Origin of the sequence: Sphingomonas sp. GC_Shp_5 (genome assembly GCF_026540855.1) — a bacterium.
In the GTDB taxonomy this organism is placed as follows: domain Bacteria; phylum Pseudomonadota; class Alphaproteobacteria; order Sphingomonadales; family Sphingomonadaceae; genus Sphingomonas.
Genome location: NZ_JALNUP010000027.1, coordinates 20,327 through 42,787, shown reverse-complemented (window position 1 = coordinate 42,787; position 22,461 = coordinate 20,327). Strand labels below are relative to the sequence as shown.

The window sequence follows — 22,461 nt, the reverse complement described above, 5'->3', positions numbered from 1 at the left end:
CGCGGCATCAAGGGTCGCGATCATCACGCGCCGTACCGTCTGCACCCGCGAATGCCAATGTGAGCATGCCAGCGGTAGCGGTTGTGGGACGCTCGCCTGCCGGCCGTATCAATGCGCGGCGCCGGCTCCCACTGGCCGCCGCGGGCGTGGCGACAACCAGATCACCATCGCGGCGATCCCGAAGATGATCGCCGACAGCAGGAAGATGTGGTCGATGGCGACCGCGGCCGCCTCCTGCTCCACCGTCCGCTCTATAATGCCGCGCACCTGATCGATCGAAAATCCACTCGCCTGGAGCTGCTGGCTAGTGTCGGCCGCGTTGAGGCTGCCGACGATCTCGCTGCGCGATGCGATCGTGCTGTTGGCGAACATGGTGGTGGACACCGACGTGCCGATCGCACCTGCCATCGTCCGCAGGAAGCTCATCACGCCCGCGGCCGAGGCGGTTTCGTGCGGTTCGACGGCGCCAAGCGCGATGGTGGTGAGCGGGATGAAGAAGAACGGCATTCCGAAGCCCTGCAGCATCTGCGGGATCGCCAGCGACCAATAATCGGCGCCGCTCGTCCAGTGCGTCCGCAGCAGCGAGATCAGCCCGAGCCAGAGAATGCCGAAGCAGACGAGCGCGCGAGGATCCACCTTGCCGGAAATCTTCGCGACGATCGGCGACATGATCACCGCCGCCACGCCGGAGAAGGCGGTGACGTAGCCGGCGTAGGTGGAGGTGTAGCCGAGGCTCGCCTGCAGCCATTGCGGAATCAGCACCGCAGAGGCGAAAAAGGTGGCAAAAGCGAAGGCGAGGCTCGCCACGGCGACGCTGAAGCCGCGATGACGGAATACCTTGAGATCGACGATCGGCCGCTCCTCGGTGAACTCCCATGCCAGGAAGACAAGGAAGCCGACCCCCGCGATCACCGCCAGCGCGACGATCAGGCTGTCGCCGAACCAGTCGCGCTCGCGGCCGAGATCGAGCATGATCTGCAGCGCGCCGATCCACAGCACCATCAGCGCCAGCCCGATCTTGTCGACGCCCAGCCGCTCGGTGCGGGTCTCGGCCGGCGTCAGCAGCCGATAGGCGCCATAGGCGCAGAGCGCGGCGACGGGGATGTTGATGAAGAAGATCCAGTGCCACGACCAGCTGTCGCTGATTGTGCCGCCGAGGATCGGCCCGAGGATCGGCGCGACCACCGTGGTCATCGCCCACAGCCCCATCGCCTGGCCGTGCTGCTGCTTGGGGAAGACGCGCAGCAGCAGGGTCTGGCTGAGCGGCATCAGCGGCCCGCCGCACAGGCCCTGACCGATCCGGCAGGCGACGATCATCGGCAGGCTACCCGACAGGCCGCACAGGATCGAGAACAGGCCAAAGCCGATCATCCCGACGATGAAGGTCCGCACCGCACCGAACCGCCCGGCGAGCCAGCCGGTGAGCGGCACGCAGATCGCCTCCGCCACCGCATAGGAAGTGATGATCCACGTCCCCTGCGACGACGAGATGCCCATCGAGCCGGCGATATGCGCGACCGAGACGTTGGCGATGGTGGTATCGAGCACCACCATGAAATTGGTCAGCGCCAGGACCATGCCGGCGAGCAGCAGGGTGGGCCCGGCGAGGGGCTTGAACGTATCGGTACCGGCCATCGCCGCTGTCCTCCTAGCGGGCCGAGGTATCGATCTCGGCCGTCATCGACAGGCCGACGCGCAGCGGGTGCGCAGCGAGTTCGCGAGGGTCGAGCGTGACGCGGACCGGCAGACGCTGGACCACCTTGATCCAGTTGCCGGTGGCATTCTGCGCCGGGATTAGCGCGAACGCCGAGCCGGTGCCGCCGGAGAAGCCGGCAACGCGGCCGTGATAATCGACGCTGCCGCCATAAAGGTCAGAGGTCAGCGTCACCGGCTGGCCGGGCTTCACCTTCTCGAGCTGGCCTTCCTTGAAGTTGGCATCGACATAGACCTGGCCGACCGGGACGATGCGCATGATCGTGGCGCCGGGCGCGATGCGCTGGCCGATCTGGATCGTGCGGTTGGCGACCACGCCGTCGATCGGTGCGCGGATCACGGTACGATCGAGATCGAGCCGCGCCTGCCGCACCCGCGCCTCGGCCATCAGCACATCGGGCGCGTTGGCGACGCTGGTGCCCTGGATCAGCGCCTGGTTCGCGGCAAGGTTGCCCGCCGCGGCGCCACGCTGCGAGCTTGCCTGGGCGACGGCGGCGCGCGCCTGCTCTAGGCTCGCCCGCGCCGCGGCCAGCGCGTTGGTCGCGGAGGTCAGTTCGTCGCCCGAGACCGCGCCATTGGGGGCGAGCTTCTGGCGGCGATTGAAATCGACCTGGGCCTTGGCGAAGCTCGCCTGGGCGGCGATCAGCTGCGCGCGGGCGCTGAGGATGTCGGCGCCGCGCGCCTGCACCTGCGCCGACAAGGCATTGCTGGTCGCCGAGGTCTGGCCGAACATGCGCCGCGCTTTCGCAAGATCCGCCTCGGCGGTGGCCAGCGTGATCCGCGCGTCGCTGTCGTCGAGACGAACGAGGACGTCGCCCTTCCTTACCGCCTGGGTATCCGAGACGCGAACGTCGAGCGCCTGGCCGGCGACCATCGGCGTCACCTGCGCGGTATCGGCGCCGACATAGGCGTTGTCGGTTTCGACATAATGGCTGCCGACCAGCGCATACCAGCCGCCATAGCCGACACCGGCAACTAGCACGACGCCGGCGATACCGGCGAGCAGCGTGCGGCGGCGGCCGTTGCGGGGCGGCGGTGCCTGGACGGACATGGCATCGGCCTGGGGGAATTGGGGATCGGCATCAGCCACGGCTGCTATCCTTGCTGGTCTGGTGGTCGGTCGGGAGGGGGGCGGCGGCGAACCCGCCGCCGAGCGCGCGGACGAGCGCGACATCGAGGGTGAAGGCACGCGCCTGAAGATCGGCGAAGCTGCGCTGCGCCTGAAGCGCGCGGTCCTGCGCCGTCAGCACATCGAGGAAGCGTGACAGACCGCCTTCGTAGCGCTGGCGGGCGACGTCATAGGCGCCTTGCGCCTGGACCAGCGCCTCGCGCGCTTCGACCAGCTGGCTGGCGAGCGAGCGTCGGCTGGTCACTGCATCGCCGACCTGGCGATAGGCATCGGTGACGGTGCGATCGTAATTGGCGACGGCCTCGTCATAGGTCGCGCGCGCGTTGCGGTAGCGACCCTGCAGCTCGCCGCCGCGGAAGATCGGCAGGCTGACCGCGGGCCCGGCATCGCCATAGGTTGAGCCGGTCTTGATCAGATTGCCGAGGCCGAGCGCCTGCAGGCCAAAGGCGGCGCTGAGGTTGATCGCGGGATAGAAATCGGCGCGGGCGACCTTGATCCGGCTGGCCTCCGCTTCGACCCGGCTGCGCGCGGCGACCACATCGGGACGACGCCCGACCAGATCGGTGGTGACGTCCTGTGGGATGCCACGCGACGGCACGATCGCCGCCGGCGCCTGGATCGAGAGCCCGCGGTCGGGACCCTTGCCGAGCAAGGAGGCGAGGCGGTTGCGGGTGAGGGCGATCTGTTCGTCGGTGGCGATCAGGTCGGCGCGCGCGGTCGGCACCGCGGCGCGGGCCTGCTTCAGCTCGGCCTGGGTGTCGAGGCCGGAGGCGACGCGATCGACCGTGAGTGATTCCGTTTGCTGACGGATGGCGAGCGCGCTTTGCTGCACCCCGCGCTCGGCAAACAGCCGGGCAAGATCGGCATAGGCATCGGCGATGTTGGTCGACAGCATCAGCGAGGATTGCGCAAAATCCAGCCGTGCCGCCTCGGCCTCCGAGCGCGCCGCGGCATAAGCGGCGCGGTTGCGCCCCCACAGGTCGAGATCGAAGCCGACGTTCGCCGCCAGCTGCCCGGTGCCGTTCCACCCCTTAGGGACGAAGGCTGCCGGGATGCCGTTGTTGTAGCTCTGCTTGGCGGCGCCGACGCTGCCGGTCGCGTCCAGCGTCGGCAGCCGCGCCGCATTGGCCTGCTCGGCATAGGCATCCGCCTGGCGCACGCGCGCGGCGGCGGCGGCGAGGTCCGGCGAGCCGGCAAGCGCCTCGGCGATCAGCGCGTCGAGCTGGGTGTCGCCATAGCCGGTCCACCAATCCGCCGCTGGCCAGGTCGTCACCGTGGCAGCGCCAGCAAGCGTCTGCCGGGAGTCGAACTGGGCCGGCGTGGCGATCTGCGGTGCCGCGCCCAATTTGGGCACGGTCGCGCAGGCGGAGAGGAGTGCCAGCGGCAACAGCGCCGCGGCAGGCAAAGCAGCAAAGGGAGGCGAGGGCATGTCAAGAAACCGTACTAATGGGTACGGTTGGCCAGATGAGGATCGGCGACATGCTTGTCAATGAGAAAGCGTACCCTATAGTACGATTATGTCTGCCGAGATCCCCGAACCCGCCTTGTCGCGGCGCGATGCGCGTAAATTCGATCGCCGCCAGGCGATCATCGAGGCGGCGCGGCACTCGTTCCTCGAGCATGGCTATGCGGGGACGTCGATGTCGGCACTGGTGAAGACGCTGGGCGGCTCGAAGGGGACGCTGTGGAGCTATTTCCCATCCAAGGAAGAGCTGTTCGGTGCCGTCATCGAGCAGGTCAGTGCCGCCTTCCGTGCCGAACTGGCGAACGTGCTGGCGACCCGCGGTGAGCTCGAGACGGTGCTGGCGGCCTTCTGCCGCACCTTCATGCGCAAGATCAGCGCACCCGAATCGCTGGAGACGTGGCGGCTGGTGGTCGCCGAGAGCGGCCGGTTTCCCGAGGTCGGCCAGATCTTCTACCAGCAAGCGGCGCGGCATACCCGCGAGGCGCTGACGCGGTTCCTCGAGCCGTACATCGCCGAGGGGCGGCTACGCCAGGCGCGGCCCGACCATATGGCCGAGCGGCTGATCGACCTGTGCGTCGGGCCGCAGACGCGCCGGTTGTGGGGTGTCGAGGCGCATCTGGCATCATCGGCCGCGGAGGATGCCGACGAGATCGTCCAGCTGTTCCTGAGGGCCTATGCACCCGAGCCGAGCGCCGCCCCAAAGCGCCTCGGCGTCAATCCTGTCGTTGGCGAAGCGCGGCGGTGACCGCCGGCAGCATCCGGCCGACGATGATGCTGACGCCGCGCCGGTTGGGATGAAGCCCGTCCGCCTGCAGCAGCGTGCGATTGGCGGCGACCCCGTCGAGGAAGAAGGGGTAGAGCGGCATCCGGTGGGCGCGGGCGAGCGCGGGGTACAGGCCGTCGAACGCGCGGCCATAGTCGCTGCCGAGGTTGGGCGCGGCGCGCATGCCGGCGATCAGAACGGGAATGTGCCGGCGCTGCAGCTCGGTGAGCACCGCATCCAGGTTGGCGCGGGCCTGGGCCACCGGCAGGCCGCGCAGCATGTCGTTAGCGCCGAGCTCGACGATCACCAGATCGGGCGCGACGCCGAGCCCGCGCAACCCCCAGCGCAGCCGTGCCCGAGCCTGCGCGGCGGTGTCGCCGGCGACGCCGCCATTGCGCACCGTGGCGGCGATGCCGGCGCGGCGCAGCGCGGCCTGGAGCTGGCTCGGGAACCCGTCCGCGGGCGGCAGGCCATAGCCGGCCGACAGGCTGTCGCCGAACGCCCAGACCAGCGGCGCGCGCGGTGCGGCGAGGGCTGCGGGCGGGGCGACCAGCCCGGCGACGAGCAACGCGAGATGGACAAGCAGGCCATGCCCTCCGTATCGCTGGCGGCGTGATATCTTCTCCATCTCCCCGCGATAGCGCGCTGATCGTCGCGCGCAACGTCCGCCTGTCGCTGGGCCGCCCGCCCAGCCGGGTCGACATCCTCCATGGCATCGATCTCAGCGTCGCGGCGGGGGAGAGCGTGGCGCTGCTCGGCGCCTCTGGATCGGGCAAATCGTCGCTGATGGCGATCCTGGCCGGGCTCGAGCGGCCGACCGGCGGCGAGGTGACGGTGAGCGGGCTCGTTTTCACCACGCTCGACGAGGACGGCCTGGCGATCGCGCGCCGCGGCCGGATCGGGATCGTGCTCCAGGCCTTCCACCTGCTGCCGACGATGACCGCGCTCGAGAATGTCGCGGTGCCGCTCGAGCTGGCAGGCGCGAGCGACGCGTTCGCGCGGGCGCAGGTGGAACTGGCGGCGGTCGGCCTCGCCGATCGCACCGGGCACTATCCGGCGCAATTGTCCGGCGGCGAGCAACAGCGGGTGGCGATCGCGCGCGCGCTGGTGGGCCAGCCCGGGCTGCTGTTCGCCGACGAGCCGACCGGCAACCTCGACACCGCCACCGGCGCGGCGATCATGGACATGCTGTTCGCCCGCCACGCCGCGAGCGGGGCGACCCTGTTCGTGATCACCCACGATGCCGCGCTCGCGGCGCGGTGCGCGCGGGTGATCGAGCTCGCCGATGGCCGTATCGTCGCCGATCGTCGTGGCGCATGAACATCGCCTGGCGGCTGGCGCTGCGCGATCTCCGGCGCGGCGGGCGCGGGCTGCTGCTGCTCGCCTTGTGCCTGTTCCTCGGCACCGCGGCGCTCGCCGGGATCGGCAGCCTGTCGGCGAGCCTGCTCGCCGCATTGGACGACCAGGGGCGGCAGATGCTCGGCGGCGACCTCGAACTCACCGTGTCGCAGCGCCGCGCCACCGTCGAGGAGGCGGCGGCGTTCGCCGGCGCCGGCCGGGTTGCGGAGACGGTGTCGCTGCGCGCGATGGCGAGCGTCCGCGGCGGTGCGCCGGTGCTGCTCGACCTGCGCGGGGTCGACGCGGGCTGGCCGCTGGTCGGCGACGCGCGCCTCGCGGCAGGCGCGCTGGCGCCGCGACCGCGCGGCGACGGCATCGCGCTCGCCCCGGTGGCGGCGGCGCGGCTCGGCGTTCGCGTCGGCGACCGGATCAAGGTCGGTGCCGCCGAGCTCCGCCTGGTTGGGCTGATCGCGCAGGAGCCCGATCGGCTCGGTGCCGGATTCGCGCTCGGCGCGCCGGCGCTGGTCAATATGGCCGGGCTCGACGCCACCCGGCTGCTGCAGCCCGGCAGCCTCTATGAAAGCCATTATCGTCTCGTCCTGCCCCGCGCCGATCCGGCCCGGGCCGAGGCGACCGGCGACCGGCTGGTGCGGCGCTTCGCCGGCGCCGGCTGGTCGGCCCGGACCAGCGCGCAGGCCGCGGGCGGGCTCAAGCGCGGCATCGCCCAGCTCGGCCAATTCCTGCTGCTGGTCGGCCTGTCGGCACTGGCGATCGCCGGGGTCGGGGTGGGGAGCGGGGTCGCGGCCTATCTCGCCGGCAAGACGCGGATCATCGCCACGCTCAAGGTGCTCGGCGCGCGCTCGGGGACGATCGCGGCGATCTTCCTGCTCCAGCTCGGGCTGGTCGCCGCCGGGGCGATCCTCGCCGGGGTCGCGCTCGGCGCGCTGGTGCCGTGGATCGTCGCCGGCATGGCGGGATCGGCGCTGCCGGTTGCGCCGCGGCTGGCGCTCTATCCGGTGCCGCTGGCGACCGCGGCGCTGCTCGGGCTGTTCGCCGGATTGCTGTTCGCGCTGCCGGCGCTGGCGCGCGCGCGCGCGGTGCCGGCGGCGACGTTGCTGCGCGATGCGCTCGCGACCCGGCGGCTGCCCGGCGCCGCGGTGCTCGGCGGGATGGCGGCGCTGCTCGCGGCGCTGATCGGGCTGGCCGTGCTCACCGCGACCGATCGGTTGCTTGCGCTGCAGTTCGTCGCCGCGGTGACGGTGCTGGTGGTGCTGCTGTGGCTGGTCGGGATAGCGCTGCGCTGGCTGCTCGCGCGGCTGCCGCGGCCGCGCGCACCGCTGCTGCGGCTCGCGCTCGCCAACCTCCACCGCCCCGGCGCGCAGACCGACCGGCTGGTGGTCGCGCTCGGGCTCGGCTTCTCGCTGTTCGTCGCGCTGGCGGTGATCGACACCAGCCTGTCGGCCGAGCTCGCCGGCGCCGCGCCCGCCAAGGCGCAGCGCTTCTTCACGATCGATCTCCAGCCCGAGGATGCGGGCCGGTTCCGCGCCGCGGTGGCCGCCGCCGCGCCGGACGCGCGGATCGAGGCGGTGCCGTCGCTGCGCGGCTCGATCGTCGCGTTGAAGGGCCAACGGGTCGCCGAGATGAAGACGCTGCCGGCAGGCGCCTGGGTGCTGCGTGGCGACCGGACGCTGACCTGGTCGGCGGGCATGCCGCCACGCAACACGGTGGTCGCCGGGCGCTGGTGGCCGGCCGATTATCGCGGGCCCCCGCTGGTGTCGCTCGAGGACCGCGCCGCCGAGGCGCTGGGGCTGCGGATCGGCGACAGCATTGTGGTCTCGGTGCTCGGCGTTGACGTGCCGGCGCGGATTGCGGCGCTGCGCCACATCGACTGGAGCGGGCTCGGGCTCAACTTCGCGATCGTGTTTTCACCGGGCTATATCGAGGAGGCGCCGCACAGCCTGCTCGCGAGCGTCTATGCGCCGCCGGGCCGGGATGCCGCGGTCGCGCGGCGGGTGGCGGACGCCTTGCCGTCGGTGACGATGATCCGCGTCGGCGACGTGATCGGCCAGATCGGCGCGGTGCTCGGCCAGGTCGCGGTGGCGATCCGCGCGGCGGCGGCGGTGACGATCGCGGCCGGGATCGTGGTGCTGATCGGCGCGGTTGCCGCCGCCGAGCGCACCCGGCGCTACGATGCGGTGATCCTCAAGCTGCTCGGCGGCACCGCGCGCCAGGTGCTGGCGGCGCAGGCGATCGAATATGCGTTGCTGTCGCTGGTGCTGGCGACGGTGGCGCTGCTGGTCGGCGGGGGCGGCGGCTGGTTCGTCGTCGTCCATGTGTTCGCGCTGCCCTGGGCATCGAACTGGTCGGTGGTCGCGCTGACGTTGCTGGCCGCGACCGCGATGACGCTCGGCATCGGCGTGATCGGCAGCCTGCCGGCGTTGCGCGCCAAGCCGGCGACCACGCTGCGCGAGCTGTGAACCGGCGCGGGGGCAGACCCCGCGCCGGCCCGGCCTATCGGTAGAGCCGCTCGGCATCCGCCTTGAACTGCGCGCCGCTGTCGCTGCGGCTGTAGAACATGTGGCCGCCGGCATAGACCCGCAGCTGGACGCGCTCGGCGACGCCGAACGCCGGCATCTGGTCGACGATCAGCCGCGAGGCCATGAACGGGCAGGACAGGTCGTCCCAGCCATGGACGATCAGCACCCGCATCTTGGGATCGTTGGCGATCGCCTTGCGCAGGTCGGTCACCGGCGTGTCGTCCGGCTTGCCGCGATCCCAGGCCTTGTTCACCGCATAGGACAAAGCGTTGTAGCGCGCGTCGGTCTTCCAGCCGACCTCGCGGGTGACGAAATCGACCATCGCGCTGGTGGTGGGGGCGATCAGCGCATCGAGGATCGGATCGTTTGACTGCTGCTGCGCCGACCAGGGGAAGGGATCGAAGGCGGTGACGTTGGAATCATAGACGGAACCGATGGTGTTGTCGGCGCGATGGATCTCGCGCAGGTAGGTGCCGCTGTCGACCCGGCCGCCGAGCCGGCGGACCAAGGCGGGATCGAGCCCGGTAAGCTCGGTGACGCGGGTGACGACGCGCCCGGTCGCCTCCGGATCCGAGCGGCCGCGCAGCAGATCCCGGGCGAAATCGCCGCGGGTATAGGCCTCGACCTCGGCCATCGCGGTCGGGGTGAGCCGGCCCTGGCGCTCGAGGTTGGCGGCGGCCATCGACGGCAGGTCGATCATCCACGGCAGCGGCGACAGCGCGGTGGCGCCGTCGCCCGAGGCGGGATCGAGATAGGGCGAGACCATGATCAGGCCGTTGACGCCGACGCCGATCTGCGACTGGAGCTCATAGGCGATGCGCGGCGCGCGATAGCCGCCATAGCTTTCACCCATCACATATTTGGGGCTGCGCAGCCGGCCTTCCTTGACCAGCCAGTCGTAGACCACCTTGGACAGATAATGGATGTCAGGATCGTTGGCGTAAAAGGCCTTCTTGGTCTCGGCCTCGTCGACCAGGCTGCGGCTGAAGCCGGTGCCGACCGGATCGATGAACACGAGATCGGTGAAATCGAGCCAGCTGTTGGCGTTGTCGCGCGCGATCGGGGAGTCGGAGGGTGCATTGCCCTGAGCGCCGAACTGGACACGCTTGGGGCCGACCGCGCCGAGGTTGAGATACACCGAGGCCGCGCCGGGACCGCCGTTGAACGCGAAGGTGACCGGGCGGGCGGGATCGCGGCCGGGCACGGTATAGGCGGTGTAAACGACCTGGCCGATCTCCTTGCCCTTGTCGTCACGCACCGTGATGGTGCCGACCGTCGCCTTGTAGCTGATCGTGCGGCCCCCGATCTGCGCGGTCTGGGTGATCGACTTGTCAGCCGGGAGCGGCGGCAGCTTTGGCGTATCCTCGCTCTTCTTTTCGACGGTGGTGGTGGTCTTGTCGGCCTGGGCATGAGCGGCGCTGCCGGCGGCGAGCAGCAGCGTGGCGGCGAGAAGGCGGGGAATAGTCAATGAAGGCACCTCGTTGCGTGACGGTGTCGGCGGGGTTTCCGCTGGGCGCGCCGATCATGAACGATCGTTGCTGCCGTGCAACACCATTTCACCGCGTGCTCGCTAGCTCCACTCGCCCGCGCGATCGAGCAGCGCCTGTGCCTGCTTGAGATGCGGCGCATCGACCATCCGGCCATCGACCTGCAGTGCGCCGGTCTCCGGCGCAGCGGCAAAGGCGGCAACGATGCGGCGGGCGGCGGCGATCTGCTCGGCTTCCGGTGTGAACGCGGCGTTGATGATCGCGACCTGGCCGGGATGGATGGCCATCATTCCGGTGAAGCCGTCGCGCGCGGCGCGGCGCGCATAGAGATCGAGGCCGTCGTGATCGCGAAACGCGGGGAAGACCGTGTCGATCGCGGGAACGCCCGCAGCATGGGCACCGAAGAGGGTCAGCGACCGGGCGAGTTCATAGGGAGGCGTGAAGCGGCCGTCGGCCTCGCGACTGGTAGCGGCGCCGATCGCGGCGGGCAGGTCCTCCGCCCCCCAGGTGAGGCCGGCCAACAACACGCCGGCGGCGGCATAGCTGCCGAGTGCGAAGATCGCCGCGGGTGTTTCGGTGGCGATCGGCAGGATCGGCGCATCGATCTGCGCCGCGGCAAGCCTGGCGGCGAGCGCCTGGACGCTGGCGGCACCTTCGGCCTTGGGCAGCACGATACCGTCGAGCGCGAGGCCCGCGAGCGAAGCCAGATCGTCGGCGCAGGCGGACGTGTCGAGCGGGTTGACGCGGACGAACAGGCTAACGCCTTGGCGGCGCTCCCCCCGCAGCCGGGTCGCTACCGCGGCGCGGGCCGCCGGCTTGGCGGTGGTCGCCACCGCATCCTCGAGATCAAAGATCAGCGCATCGGCGCCGCTCGCCGCCGCCTTGTCAAACCGGTCCGGCCGATCGCCGGGCACGAACAGCAGCGAGCGCAGCATTATGCCGCGGCGCGCCTGATCAGCGCGGTGCGCAGGCACTGGCAGACGATCTCGTCGCGCTGGTTGAGCATGCGATGGGCGAAGGTGACAATGCCGGCATCGGGGCGCGAGCGGCTGTCCTTGAGCGCGTGGACCTCGGTTTCGGCGCGCAGCGTGTCGCCGAGGAATACCGGCTTGGGCATCACCAACTGGTCGTAGCCGAGGTTCGCCACCAGCGTTCCGAGCGTGGTGTCGCCGACCGACAGGCCGACCATCAGCGCGAAGGTGAAGGTGCCGTTGACGAGGATTTGCCCGAACTCGCTGGCGCGCGCGGCCTCGGCATCGATGTGCAACGGCTGCGGGTTGTGGGTCATCGTCGAGAACAGCAGGTTATCGGTCTCGGTGACGGTGCGGCGGATATCGTGGACCAACCGGTCGCCGACCTGCCAATCCTCATAGCAACGCCCGGCCATCACTCCGCCTCCCGTTCGATCCGCGCCAGCACCACGCCCTCGGCGACTTGCTCGCCTTCGCTGACGCCCAGCGTGGCAACGGTGCCGGCGAAGGGGGCGAGCAGCGCCTGTTCCATCTTCATCGCTTCCAATACCAGCATCCGTTCGCCCTTGGCGACCGTCTGGCCGGCGGTGACCAGCACCGCAATGACGCGGCCCGGCATCGGCGCGACGATCGCGCCATCGCCGTCGCCGCTGCCATCGACATGACCGGCGCGGCGCGGCGCATAAGGCCATGCCTCACCATCGATGAACAGCACGCCATCGGCCAGGGTGGCGGCGGGTGGCGTCCCGCGCTCGACCAGATAGGGCTTGCCGGCGATCTCGACCGCGACCTGCAGGTCGGATGGCGCGTTGACCCGGAAGCCCGGCAGGCCGGTCCACGGATCACCGGTGGCGACCGGGAGGATGGCCGCCACGGCAGCCTGGCGGACCCGCTCCGATGGCTCGGTGGGCGGGATCAGGCGATCGGCGTGGCGCTCGATGAAGCCGGTATCCACCGCACCAGCGACAAAGGCCGGGTCGGCGCCGGCGCAGGCGAGGAAGGCGGCATTCGTGCGCACCGGCCACACCTCGGTGCCGCGCGCCGCGGCCGCAAGCCTCGCCGCCGCCTCGCCACGGCTGCGGCCGTGGACGATCAGCTTGGCGATCATCGGATCGTAAAAGGGCGTGACCTCGCCGCCTTCCTCGACGCCGCTGTCGACCCGCACCCCGGCGGGGAAGCGCAGCCGCTCGAGCGGGCCGGTCGAGGGCAGGAAGCCGCTGGCGGGGTTCTCGGCGTAGAGCCGCGCCTCCATCGCCCAGCCGGTGATCGACAGCTCGTCCTGCCGCCGCGGCAACGGCTCGCCGGCGGCGACGCGGAGCTGCCATTCGACCAGATCCTGACCGGTGATCGCCTCCGTCACCGGATGCTCGACCTGCAGCCGCGTGTTCATCTCCATGAACCAGATGCGGTCGGCGCGCAGGCCCTCGGAGGCGTCGGCGATGAACTCGATGGTCCCCGCGCCGACATAATCGACCGCCCGGGCGGCGCGCACCGCGGCGTCGCAGACCGCGGCGCGCGTTGCCGGGTCCATGCCGGGGGCCGGGGCCTCCTCGATCACCTTCTGGTGGCGTCGCTGGAGCGAGCAATCGCGCTCGAACAAATGGACGACCTCGCCATGGCGGTCGCCGAACACCTGCACCTCGATGTGGCGGGGCGACAGGATGTATTTCTCGATCAGCACGCGCGCATCGCCGAACGACGCGGCGGCCTCGCGCTGGCAGCTTTCCAGCATCGCCGCGAAGTCGCCGGCGGCGTCCACCTTGCGCATGCCCTTGCCGCCGCCGCCGGCGACTGCCTTGATCAGCACGGGATAGCCGATGCCGTCTGCCTCGGCCTGGAGCCGCGCCGGCGACTGGTCGGCGCCGAGATAGCCCGGCGTCACCGGTACGCCGGCTGCGATCATCCGCTGCTTGGCGGCGTCCTTCAGCCCCATCGCGCGGATGCTCGCCGGCGAGGCGCCGACCCAGATCAGCCCGGCGGCGATCACCGCCTCGGCGAACTCCGCATTCTCCGACAGGAAGCCATAGCCCGGGTGGATCGCCTCGGCTCCGGTGGCGCGCGCCGCCTCGAGCAGCCGGTCCTGCCGCAGATAGCTGTCAGCGGCGGCGGCGGTGCCGATGCACACGGCCTCGTCGGCCTCGCGGACGAACGGCATCGCGGCGTCGACATCGGAATGGACCGCGATCGTGCGGATGCCGAGCGTACGCGCGGTGCGGATGATGCGGCGGGCGATCTCGCCGCGGTTGGCGATCAGCAGGCTCTCGATCATGCCGTCACATCCGGAACAGGCCGAACTGCGCGCGATCGGGGATCGGGGCGTTCAGCGTGGTGGAGAGGGCGAGGCCGAGCACGTCACGGGTCTGCGCGGGATCGATGATGCCATCGTCCCACAGCCGCGCCGTGGCGTAATAAGGATTGCCCTCGTCCTCATAGGTCTGGCGGATCGGCGCCTTGAACGCCTCGGCCTGGTCGGGCGTCCAGCTGTCGGCGTCGCGGTGGACGGTCGCGAGCACGCTTGCCGCCTGCTCGCCGCCCATCACCGAAATGCGGGCGTTGGGCCAGGTGAACAGGAAGCGCGGCGAATAGGCGCGGCCGCACATGCCGTAATTGCCCGCGCCGAAGCTGCCGCCGATCAGCACGGTGAGCTTGGGCACCGAGGCGGTGGCGACCGCGGTCACTAGCTTGGCGCCATGCTTGGCGATCCCCTCCGCCTCATATTTGCCGCCGACCATGAAGCCGGAGATATTCTGCAGGAACAGCAGCGGCACCCGGCGCTGGCAGGCGAGCTCGATGAAATGCGCGCCCTTCAACGCGCTTTCGGAAAACAGCACGCCGTTGTTGGCGAGGATCGCGACGGGCATGCCCCAGATCCGCGCGAAGCCGCAGACCAGAGTGGCGCCGTACAGCGGCTTGAACTCGTGCAGCTCGGAGCCATCGACGATCCGCGCGATCACCTCATGGACGTCATAGGGCGCGCGGACATCCTGGGGGACGATGCCGTAGAGCTCCTGCGGATCGTGGCGGGGCGGGCGCGGTGCGGTGATCTCGATGTCGACCACCTTGGGGCGATTGAGCGTCGCGATGATGTCGCGGACGATCAGCAACGCCTGCTCGTCATTCTCGGCGACGTGATCGACCACGCCCGACTTGCGGGCATGGGTATCGGCGCCGCCCAGTTCCTCGGCCGAAATCACCTCGCCGGTCGCCGCTTTCACCAGCGGCGGGCCGGCGAGGAAAATCGTGCCCTGGCCGCGGACGATCACCGTCTCGTCGGACATCGCAGGGACATAGGCGCCGCCGGCGGTGCAGCTGCCCATCACGCAGGCGATCTGGGGGATGCCCTTGGCGGACATCTGCGCCTGGTTGAAGAAGATGCGGCCGAAATGCTCGCGATCAGGGAAGACCTCGGCCTGGTGCGGCAGGTTGGCGCCACCCGAATCGACCAGGTAGATGCACGGCAGGGCATTCTCCTGCGCGATCTCCTGCGCGCGCAGGTGCTTCTTGACCGTCATCGGGAAATAAGCGCCGCCTTTTACCGTGGGGTCGTTGGCGAGGATCATGCACTCGCGGCCCGCGACGCGGCCGACGCCGGCGATCATCCCGGCGCCGGGCGCGCTGTCGCCGTACAGGCCGTTCGCCGCGAGCGCGCCGACCTCGAGGAACGGCGCGCCGGGATCGAGCAGGCGGGCGACGCGATCGCGCGGCAGCAGCTTGCCGCGGGCGACGTGGCGGGCGCGATGCTGTTCGGAGCCGCCCAATGCGCTCGCCGCGGTGGCGGTGCGGAGGGCCTCGACCAACGCCACATTGTGCGCGGCATTGGCCGCGAACTCGGCCGAGCCGGTGTCGACCATCGTGCCGAGCGTGGTCATCGCCGCGGCCTCACTGCGCCCGCGGCGCGTCATGGCCGATCAGCTCGCGGCCGATCAGCATCCGGCGCACCTCGTTGGTGCCCGCGCCGATGTCGAGCAGCTTGGCGTCGCGCCAATAGCGCTCGACCGGCCAGTCCTTGGTGTAGCCCGCGCCGCCCAGCGCCTGGATCGCCTCGCCCGCGACCTTCACCGCATTCTCGGAGGCGAGCAGGATGCAGCCGGCGGCGTCGAACCGGGTGGTCTGCCCGGCATCGCAGGCCCGGGCGACCGCATAGACATAGGCACGCGACGAGTTGAGCGCGACGTGCATGTCGGCGATCTTGGCCTGCATCAGCTGGAACTCGCCGATCGCGCGGCCGAACTGGCGCCGCTCGCGCACATAGGGCAGCACGACGTCGAGGCAGGCCTGCATGATCCCGAGCTGGATCCCCGAGAGCACGACCCGCTCATAATCGAGCCCCGACATCAGCACCTTGGCGCCGCCGTCGAGCGGCCCCATCACCTGGGCGTCGGCGACGAAGCAATCGTCGAACACCAGCTCCGCGGTCGGCGAGCCGCGCATGCCGAGCTTGTCGATCTTCTGGCCGATCGAGAAACCAGCAAAGTCCTTCTCGATGATGAAGGCGGTGATGCCCTTCGAGCCCGCGTCGGGGCTGGTCTTGGCATAGACCACCAGCGTGTCCGCATAAGCGGCGTTGGTGATCCAGAATTTGGTGCCGTTGAGCTTCCAGCCGCCGTCGACCTTGTCGGCGCGCAGCTTCATCGAGACGACGTCGGATCCGGCGGCGACCTCGGACATGGCGAGGCTGCCGACATGCTCGCCCGAGACGAGCTTGGGCAGATAGGCGGCCTTTTGCGCAGGGCTGCCCCAGCGTCGGATCTGGTTGACGCAGAGGTTGGAATGGGCGCCATAGCTGAGCCCGACCGACGCCGAAGCGCGGCTGACCTCCTCGCAGGCGATGACATGCTCGAGATAGCCGAGCCCGAGCCCGCCAAATTCCTCCTCGACGGTGATGCCGTGCAGCCCGAGCGCGCCCATCGCCGGCCAGAGCTCGCGGGGGAAAGCGTCATCGGCATCGATCCGCGCGGCGATCGGCGCGATGCGGTCCGCGGCGAAGCGGCGCGTCGTTTCGCGGATCGCGTCCGCCATCTCGCCCGCGGCGAAATCGAGTTCGCTCATCCAGCCTCTCCTTGTTGTTGCGTCTGCCCATAGCCCCCGCCTGGCCCTGCGCAAAATTGAAACCGCGCGCCTCACATCATAGAAGCTGTCTATGATCGACCGTTATCTGCTCCGCTATTTTCTCGCCGTGGTCGACCATGGCAACTTCTCGCGCGCCGCGGCGGCCTGCAACGTGTCGCAGCCGACCTTGTCCGTCGGCATCGCCAAGCTCGAGGCGATGCTTAGCCATCCGCTGTTCCTGCGTACCAATCGACGGGTCGAGCTGACCGAGGCGGGGGCGCGTCTTGCGGGTCATGCCCGGGCGATCGAGGCCGGGTTTGCGGCGGCGGAGCGGGACGTCCCCGGCGCCGCGGAGCGGCGCAGCCTGCGGCTGGGCGTATTGTCAACGGTGCCAGGACGCTGGATCGAGGCATGGCTCGGTGCGCTTCATGCTTCCGGCTCTTCCGATCGCGTCGAGATCGTCGAGGGCAAGGACAGCGTCTTGCGCGAACGGCTGGCGCGTGGCCGTTTGGATGCGGCACTGATGATCCTGCGAGAGCATGACGATCGTCATCAGCCGCTGCTCACCGAAGGCTATGGCCTGGCGCTGCCGGCTACCCATCCGCTGGCGGGCGGGTCAACGATCCGCGCCGAGGATCTGGTCAACGATCCGATGATCGTGCGCCGCCATTGCGAGTTGCTGTCGGAGACCAGTCGCTTCTTCACCGCGCGCGGCGTGCGGCCCTTCTTCCCGGCGCGGACCAACAGCGACGATCGCGCGATGGGCTACGTCGCTGCGGGCCTCGCGGTGACGGTGATGCCCGATTGCTTTCGCCACCCCGGCATGATCCGCCGGCCGCTCGACGGCTTCGGCTTCAGCCGCACCATCGGCCTTGCTTATGCCCGCCACGTCGACGCGGCTGCCTTGCGCGAGGGCCCGACGATCGCCGCGCTAGTCGCCGCGATTGAAGCCGGCGCGGTCAGCTGAACAGCCCGCGCCGGTTGAACAAGGCAACGGTGGCGTCGATGCCGATCGTGACCACCGTCTCGATGATCCGGTCGAGCAGTGGCGACTGGCCGACGATGCCCTGCTGCTCGAGCACGATCATGACCAGCTCGCGCACATAGGCCTGCTTTTCCGGCCCGCTGAGCCCGGTCAACGCCTCCGCCTGGCGGGTGGCGATCCCGAACAGCGCGGCGGCGCCGGTGACGAAGCGCGGATTGGCCTCGAGGAAACCCCGCAGCGATACCAAGGCGCCGATGGCGGCGGCATCCGAGTCGACGGCGCGGTTGACCGCCGCCCGCGCCGCCGGGGAAAGCTGATTGGCGGCAAGGATCAGCGACCAGGCAAGCCCGGCGAGCAGTTCCGAGGTCCGCAGGAACACGGTGCGGATCCCGAGCAGCAGCGGCGCCATGAACCGCGACCACAGGCCGATTGGCGTCGGCGTCAGCCCGGACGTCCACAGTTGCTGCGCGTTGATGTGCGCGACGGTGAAGTCGATCAGCAGGTCGGCGCCGATCGAGAAGATCACCGGCTCGAGAAACGATGGCACCAACGGGATGGTATAGCCGCCGCGCCGCACCGCATAGAGCAGCGCCGCCTTGACCTGCTGGCGCTTGTAGGCGCCACGGCCGGTGCGGGTGCCGCCGCGCCGCTCGGCCTCGTCGGCAAGCAGATCGACCAGCGCCGCGATCGCAAGGATGCGGTCGCTGCCGCCACGGGCGAGCACGGCGACCGCATGGAGCGCGCCGCTCAGCCCCTTGGCCTCCGCCAGCGTGTCGTAGAGCGCGCGCGCCTCGGCGGCGTCGCGCTGCAGACGCGCCCGCAGGGCAGGGGATAGCGACCCGTCTTCGGACGAGCCGGCGCCGGCCAGCGCGAGCGAGGCGGCGCGGAACAGCGCGGCGGCCGTGCCGCTCGTCAGCCGCTCCGTAACCCGGATGGTGTCGCCCAGGCGCGTCATGCGGTCCGCCTCCACAATGCCAGAAAGAGCCCGGCGGCCACTGCCGCGCCAGCCCAGAGCAGCCCGGTCAGGCCGGTGCGCAACGGGCCGGCGGGCAGGCCGGCAGCGACGAGCAGCAGCAACGCGATGCCCGTCCAGCCGATCGCGACCGCCACCAGCCGCGCCTGGGCGAGGCGCAGCTGTCGATCCACGGCGGCGCGATGCTGTTCGACCGGCAGCCGATAGGTGCCGCTCGCCGCATCGGCGACCAGGCGATCCAGCCGCCCCGGCAGCGTCTCGAGCGGCGCGACCACCGCGAGCACCCGCTGCGCGGCTTCCAGGCTGTCGGGCAGCGCGACCGCTTCTTCCAGTTCCCGCCGGAGCATGAAGCGGCGCGCGACATCGCCGATGTCGACCGCGTGATCGATCGTCGCTGCTGCCGTGGCCATGGCAGCGAGCCAGCGACCGAGCGCGAGCAGGTCCGCGGCAACGGCAAAGCCGCTCGCCCGCACCGCGGCCAGGCCGTCGTCGAGCAGACGCGCGGGACTCGCCCGAACATCGTCGTCGTCGTCGAGCCGCTGGATGACCCGGTCGAGCCGCGTCACCAGCGCTGCATGATCGGCAGCATCGCAAGGCGTGAGCAGCGCTGCGAGCCGGGCCGCGACCAGCCCGGCGTCGCGGGCGATCGCCGCGCGCGCGACTCCGTTGATTGCTCGGCGGAGCCCCTTCGACAGCGCTTCGACGCCGCCGATGTCGATCCTGGCTATCCGATCACCGGCGAGAACGCCGAGATGGTCAAGCCGCGGTTCAATCGGCACCGATCCGAACACCATGACCTGCTCGAGTGCGGCCTCGATCAGGCGCCGTGCGGTGGCGGCGGCATCAATGTCGTGCGCGTCGAGCGTCGCCTCGTTGCCGCCGGCCGCCAGCGCCACGACCTGCGGCAGCGGCAAGGCCGGAAGTCGGGCGATCCCGATGAGGTGTGGTGCCGTCCAGCTATCCAGCGGTCGCGCAACGATCGTGCCGGTGCGGGCCAGCGCCTGGCGGCGCCAGCGCGCAAGGCGGACATGCTGCGCGGGAGCGTCGAGTTCGGCGGCCAGCCAGCGGGTGAGGTCGTCGTGGAGCGAGCGGCGCGCGGCCTCGCGATCGGGGGAGGCGATCAGCGGCAGCGCCAGCCGGATCGCGGCGGCGATGACAGCGGCATCGGGGGCGGCCGTCGGCAGCGTGACGCGGACCCGGACCTCGCGGTGCGCCTCGAAGCCACGGGTGGTCCAGGCGAGCGGGCTCGGTTCGCTGACCGGCAGCCAGCTGCCGACCACCGCCGCGCGGGTCTTGCCGCCTTCGCGTGCCATGATCGAGACTGCCTCGGCCGGCGGTGCCAATCGATTGGGCGGCAGCAGCGACAGCGCGTCGGCGACGGGAGGGGCGAACAGGTCTCGGCGCAACGCCATCAGTTGCGCGGCACGGATCGCGCCGTCGCCCATCCGCGCCAGCGCCGCCATGGCGTCGCCCGGGTCAGGCGGCACGCCGGCTTCCCGCAGCGCCGATCGCGAGCGCGATCACGGCGAGCGTAGCGGCCACCGGCCACAGCATCGTCAGCGGCGCGAGCGCGGCAGCGTGCAGCGCGAGTGCGAGGCTTACCAATATCAGCGAGATCGTCCGCACGATCCTGGCATCCTCACGCCGGTCGGCGGATGAGATGGCGTCATCGGTCCGGATCGGCTCGCGGCCGATGGTGGCGACGGCATCGATCGCGTCCGGCAGCAGCCATCGTGCATGGACGATCGCATCGGCGCCGGCGCGCACGGCGCGGGTGGTGAGCGCGGGCCGACGCGCGGCAAAGTAATGGCGAATGGCGGCGAGCAGGTTGAAATCGCCCGGCAGGCGATGAGCCGTGGAATCGAGCATCCCCAATGCGCGCCAGAACAGCAGATGCTGAGTTCCCATCCGCACCCCATGCTCACGCATCACCGCGAACATGATTCCCTGATAGCGCGCGGTCAGTTGCAGTTCCACCGGGGTCGACGGATCGGTGGCGGCGGCATGCCAAGCGGCGAGCACCGCGACTGCGTCATGCCGGAACGCCGTGGGGTCGGTGCGCGGCCCGAAATGTACCAGGTGCCGGTAGCAGTCGAACGCGGCGTCAAAGCGACCCAGCGCGAGATGCTCGACATAGCCGGTCAGCAAGGCGCGGTCGGCGGGGCCGAGTTCGCCAAAGATCCCGAAATCGATCAGAGCGATGCCGCCGTCGCGCCGGATCAGCACGTTGGCGGGGTGCGGATCGCCGTGGAACAGGCCGGTGACGAACAATTGCCGCAGGAACGCGCGGGCCAGCGCGGCGACGATGGTGGCGGTGGCGATGCCCGGCGCGATGGCGGCGAACGCCCGGTCGTCGCCCGCTTCCGCGAGCGCCACCGCGCGCGCGAGCGGCACCGCCTCGATGAATTCCATCACCAGCAGCCGCCGGGTGCAGAGCGGCCAGATGATCGCGGGGACATGGACGCCGCGGCCGGGATCGGCGGCGATGCGTTCGGCCGTCCGCCCCTCGGCGCGGAAATCGACCTCGCGGCGCGTGAAGGTGGAGATCTCGGCGACGAGCTCGGCGACCTTCACTCCGCCGAACAGCGCCAGGCCGTCGCCAATCCGCGCGAGCTGGTGCAACAGCCCGAAGTCGGCGGCGAGGCGCGCCTCCAGACCGGGACGCTGCACCTTCACCGCGACCATGGCGCCGGATCGGGTGTGGGCACGATGGACCTGGGCGATCGAGGCGGCGCCGATCGGCGTCCAGTCGATGGACGCGAAAAAGCGGTCGACTGGCCCGTCGAGTTCGCGTTCGATGATCCGACGCACCGTCGCGGGCGCCATCGGCGGCACCGCGTCGAACAGCCGTGCGAGTTCGGCGCACATCTCGGCGGAGAAGAGATCGCGCCGGATCGCGAGATACTGGCCGATCTTGATGGTGGTGACGCCGCCGCGTTCCAGCAGCCTGCGGACCGTGCGGCGGGTGAGGGCGGGGGATCGCACCGGCGCGAGCAGCCCGATCAAGCATAGCGCCGCCAGCAGCAGCCCCATTCGCATCACCGTCAAGAACATGCGCACCGCGCCCAAGATCCCCGCCTCCCGATCAGGCGATCGGCATAGCAGCAATTGCGCTGGAGAGACGGATCCGAAGCATCCGATCTGGAGGTCGTCCTCTCCGTTTCGGGCCAGAAAACAGGATGACGGACCACGTCGAGGCTTTTGCTGCCGATCATTATCAATCATCTTGGCGACGTCGATGATTCTCCAGACGAGAAGGACGGGACATGGTCGATAACACCGATTACGCCGGCACCGACGACACCAATCTGCGCGACCGCCAGGAGCGGGACCGGCTGCTCCGCCGGGCACGCGATACCGATCGCCGCGAGCCGCGTCGGCGGATCCGCGACCGCGGCGGCAGGCTCAGCGACAACGTCCAATCGGCCGACCGCGTCGCCGATCGCGTTGCCAATGACGTCAATGCCCTGGTCCGCGCGTGGAGCGCGTCAAACGCCGAGGCGTTCAAAGGCATCGTCACCATCGTCGGCAATATCGCGCTCGATCTGGTCGGCGATGTGCGGCCGCGGCGCTCCGCCGCTTATGATGACGATTACCGCGACGAGGACGATGATCGCGGTACGCGCCTGCGCAGCTATGCGGACGACGACGAGGACAACGACGACTATCGCCGGACACCCCGGCAGGGCCGGCGGCGCGACGCGGTGGGCGATGTCGGCGGCGATGTTGCCGACGTCACCCACTCCTTGTCCGACGCGTTTGCGGAGGCGGCGAGCGTCACCGCGCGCTCCAGCCGGCGGTTCCAGGATGAATTTGATGCCGCGCTCGACGAGAGCGCCGAGCTCGACGACAGCGTCGGTCGCCGCGACACCAACCCGCGGCAGGCGAAGCGCGCGCGCGGCCGCCGGGATCGGCAGCCGGACGGGCCACGCGACCAGACCGACCAACGTGACGCGCAGGATCAGGTCGGCGAAGCCGGCGCCAGAGTCGGCGCGGCGGTAGACGATCTGGCCGGGCGCCAACGGTAGGCGCCGCGCCGCCGCCCGACCGC

Annotated in this window: 18 protein-coding genes; 5 read left to right on the top strand and 13 right to left on the bottom strand. The window is 70.3% G+C overall.

What is annotated here, in order from left to right; translation table 11 throughout:
- Positions 1-108: 108 nt before the first annotated feature.
- The 3 genes from OXR60_RS17255 to OXR60_RS17245 are packed head-to-tail and all read right to left on the bottom strand — an operon-like array spanning position 109 to position 4,271.
- On the bottom strand, positions 109-1,635 hold the full coding sequence (locus tag OXR60_RS17255) for a DHA2 family efflux MFS transporter permease subunit (protein WP_267397190.1): 1,527 nt from the start codon (positions 1,633-1,635) through the stop codon (positions 109-111).
- A 13-nt stretch (positions 1,636-1,648) separates the two neighbouring features.
- Positions 1,649-2,764, bottom strand: coding sequence for an HlyD family efflux transporter periplasmic adaptor subunit (locus OXR60_RS17250; RefSeq protein WP_267397203.1), 1,116 nt, complete (start codon positions 2,762-2,764; stop codon positions 1,649-1,651).
- A 31-nt stretch (positions 2,765-2,795) separates the two neighbouring features.
- Positions 2,796-4,271: an efflux transporter outer membrane subunit gene (locus OXR60_RS17245; RefSeq protein ID WP_267397189.1), complete on the bottom strand. Its 1,476-nt coding sequence runs from the start codon at positions 4,269-4,271 to the stop codon at positions 2,796-2,798.
- Positions 4,272-4,359: 88 nt separating this feature from the next.
- Here OXR60_RS17245 and OXR60_RS17240 point away from each other — a divergent pair, with 88 nt between their 5' ends.
- Complete coding sequence (locus tag OXR60_RS17240; RefSeq protein WP_267397188.1) at positions 4,360-5,052, top strand: TetR/AcrR family transcriptional regulator; 693 nt, start codon at positions 4,360-4,362, stop codon at positions 5,050-5,052.
- Here the strand turns inward: OXR60_RS17240 and OXR60_RS17235 are convergent.
- Positions 5,021-5,698: an arylesterase gene (locus OXR60_RS17235; protein ID WP_267397187.1), complete on the bottom strand. Its 678-nt coding sequence runs from the start codon at positions 5,696-5,698 to the stop codon at positions 5,021-5,023. The two genes, OXR60_RS17240 and OXR60_RS17235, sit on opposite strands and share 32 nt — an antisense overlap.
- Between OXR60_RS17235 and OXR60_RS17230 the strand changes: the two genes are divergently transcribed.
- A complete protein-coding gene (locus OXR60_RS17230) occupies positions 5,686-6,390 on the top strand; it encodes an ATP-binding cassette domain-containing protein (RefSeq protein ID WP_267397202.1) in 705 nt (234 codons plus the stop codon). The genes OXR60_RS17235 and OXR60_RS17230 overlap by 13 nt on opposite strands.
- Entirely contained in the window at positions 6,387-8,885 is a 2,499-nt protein-coding gene (locus tag OXR60_RS17225) for an FtsX-like permease family protein (protein WP_267397186.1), read from the top strand. Before OXR60_RS17230 ends, OXR60_RS17225 begins: the two co-directional genes overlap by 4 nt.
- 34 nt (positions 8,886-8,919) lie before the next feature.
- Here the strand turns inward: OXR60_RS17225 and OXR60_RS17220 are convergent, their stop codons facing one another.
- From OXR60_RS17220 to OXR60_RS17195, 6 genes are all read right to left on the bottom strand, one after another.
- The gene (locus OXR60_RS17220; RefSeq protein WP_267397201.1) at positions 8,920-10,407 is read right to left on the bottom strand and encodes a peptidase S10; all 1,488 of its coding nucleotides are present in this window, start codon (positions 10,405-10,407) and stop codon (positions 8,920-8,922) included.
- Positions 10,408-10,515: 108 nt separating this feature from the next.
- Positions 10,516-11,370 (bottom strand): CoA ester lyase, encoded by an 855-nt coding sequence (locus OXR60_RS17215; RefSeq protein WP_267397200.1) that lies wholly within the window; start codon positions 11,368-11,370, stop codon positions 10,516-10,518.
- The gene (locus tag OXR60_RS17210) at positions 11,367-11,819 is read right to left on the bottom strand and encodes a MaoC family dehydratase (RefSeq protein WP_267397185.1); all 453 of its coding nucleotides are present in this window, start codon (positions 11,817-11,819) and stop codon (positions 11,367-11,369) included. The genes OXR60_RS17215 and OXR60_RS17210 overlap by 4 nt, the downstream gene beginning before the upstream one ends.
- Positions 11,819-13,672, bottom strand: coding sequence for a biotin carboxylase N-terminal domain-containing protein (locus OXR60_RS17205; RefSeq protein WP_267397184.1), 1,854 nt, complete (start codon positions 13,670-13,672; stop codon positions 11,819-11,821). The genes OXR60_RS17210 and OXR60_RS17205 overlap by 1 nt, the downstream gene beginning before the upstream one ends.
- Before the next feature lie 4 nt (positions 13,673-13,676).
- Entirely contained in the window at positions 13,677-15,272 is a 1,596-nt protein-coding gene (locus tag OXR60_RS17200) for a carboxyl transferase domain-containing protein (RefSeq protein WP_267397199.1), read from the bottom strand.
- Between the two features lie 10 nt (positions 15,273-15,282).
- A complete protein-coding gene (locus OXR60_RS17195; RefSeq protein WP_267397183.1) occupies positions 15,283-16,452 on the bottom strand; it encodes an isovaleryl-CoA dehydrogenase in 1,170 nt (389 codons plus the stop codon).
- Between the two features lie 91 nt (positions 16,453-16,543).
- Here OXR60_RS17195 and OXR60_RS17190 point away from each other — a divergent pair, with 91 nt between their 5' ends.
- Positions 16,544-17,419 (top strand): LysR family transcriptional regulator, encoded by an 876-nt coding sequence (locus OXR60_RS17190; protein ID WP_267397182.1) that lies wholly within the window; start codon positions 16,544-16,546, stop codon positions 17,417-17,419.
- Here OXR60_RS17190 and OXR60_RS17185 read toward each other — a convergent pair.
- Genes OXR60_RS17185 through OXR60_RS17175 form a run of 3 tightly spaced genes read right to left on the bottom strand, consistent with a single transcriptional unit; the run spans position 17,412 to position 21,464 of the window.
- Positions 17,412-18,392: a hypothetical protein gene (locus OXR60_RS17185; RefSeq protein ID WP_267397181.1), complete on the bottom strand. Its 981-nt coding sequence runs from the start codon at positions 18,390-18,392 to the stop codon at positions 17,412-17,414. The genes OXR60_RS17190 and OXR60_RS17185 overlap by 8 nt on opposite strands.
- A complete protein-coding gene (locus tag OXR60_RS17180; RefSeq protein ID WP_267397180.1) occupies positions 18,389-19,897 on the bottom strand; it encodes a hypothetical protein in 1,509 nt (502 codons plus the stop codon). The genes OXR60_RS17185 and OXR60_RS17180 overlap by 4 nt, the downstream gene beginning before the upstream one ends.
- Positions 19,887-21,464, bottom strand: coding sequence for an AarF/ABC1/UbiB kinase family protein (locus tag OXR60_RS17175; RefSeq protein ID WP_267397198.1), 1,578 nt, complete (start codon positions 21,462-21,464; stop codon positions 19,887-19,889). The genes OXR60_RS17180 and OXR60_RS17175 overlap by 11 nt, the downstream gene beginning before the upstream one ends.
- A gap of 212 nt (positions 21,465-21,676) precedes the next feature.
- Here OXR60_RS17175 and OXR60_RS17170 point away from each other — a divergent pair, with 212 nt between their 5' ends.
- A complete protein-coding gene (locus OXR60_RS17170; RefSeq protein ID WP_267397179.1) occupies positions 21,677-22,438 on the top strand; it encodes a hypothetical protein in 762 nt (253 codons plus the stop codon).
- The last annotated feature ends 23 nt before the right edge of the window (positions 22,439-22,461 follow it).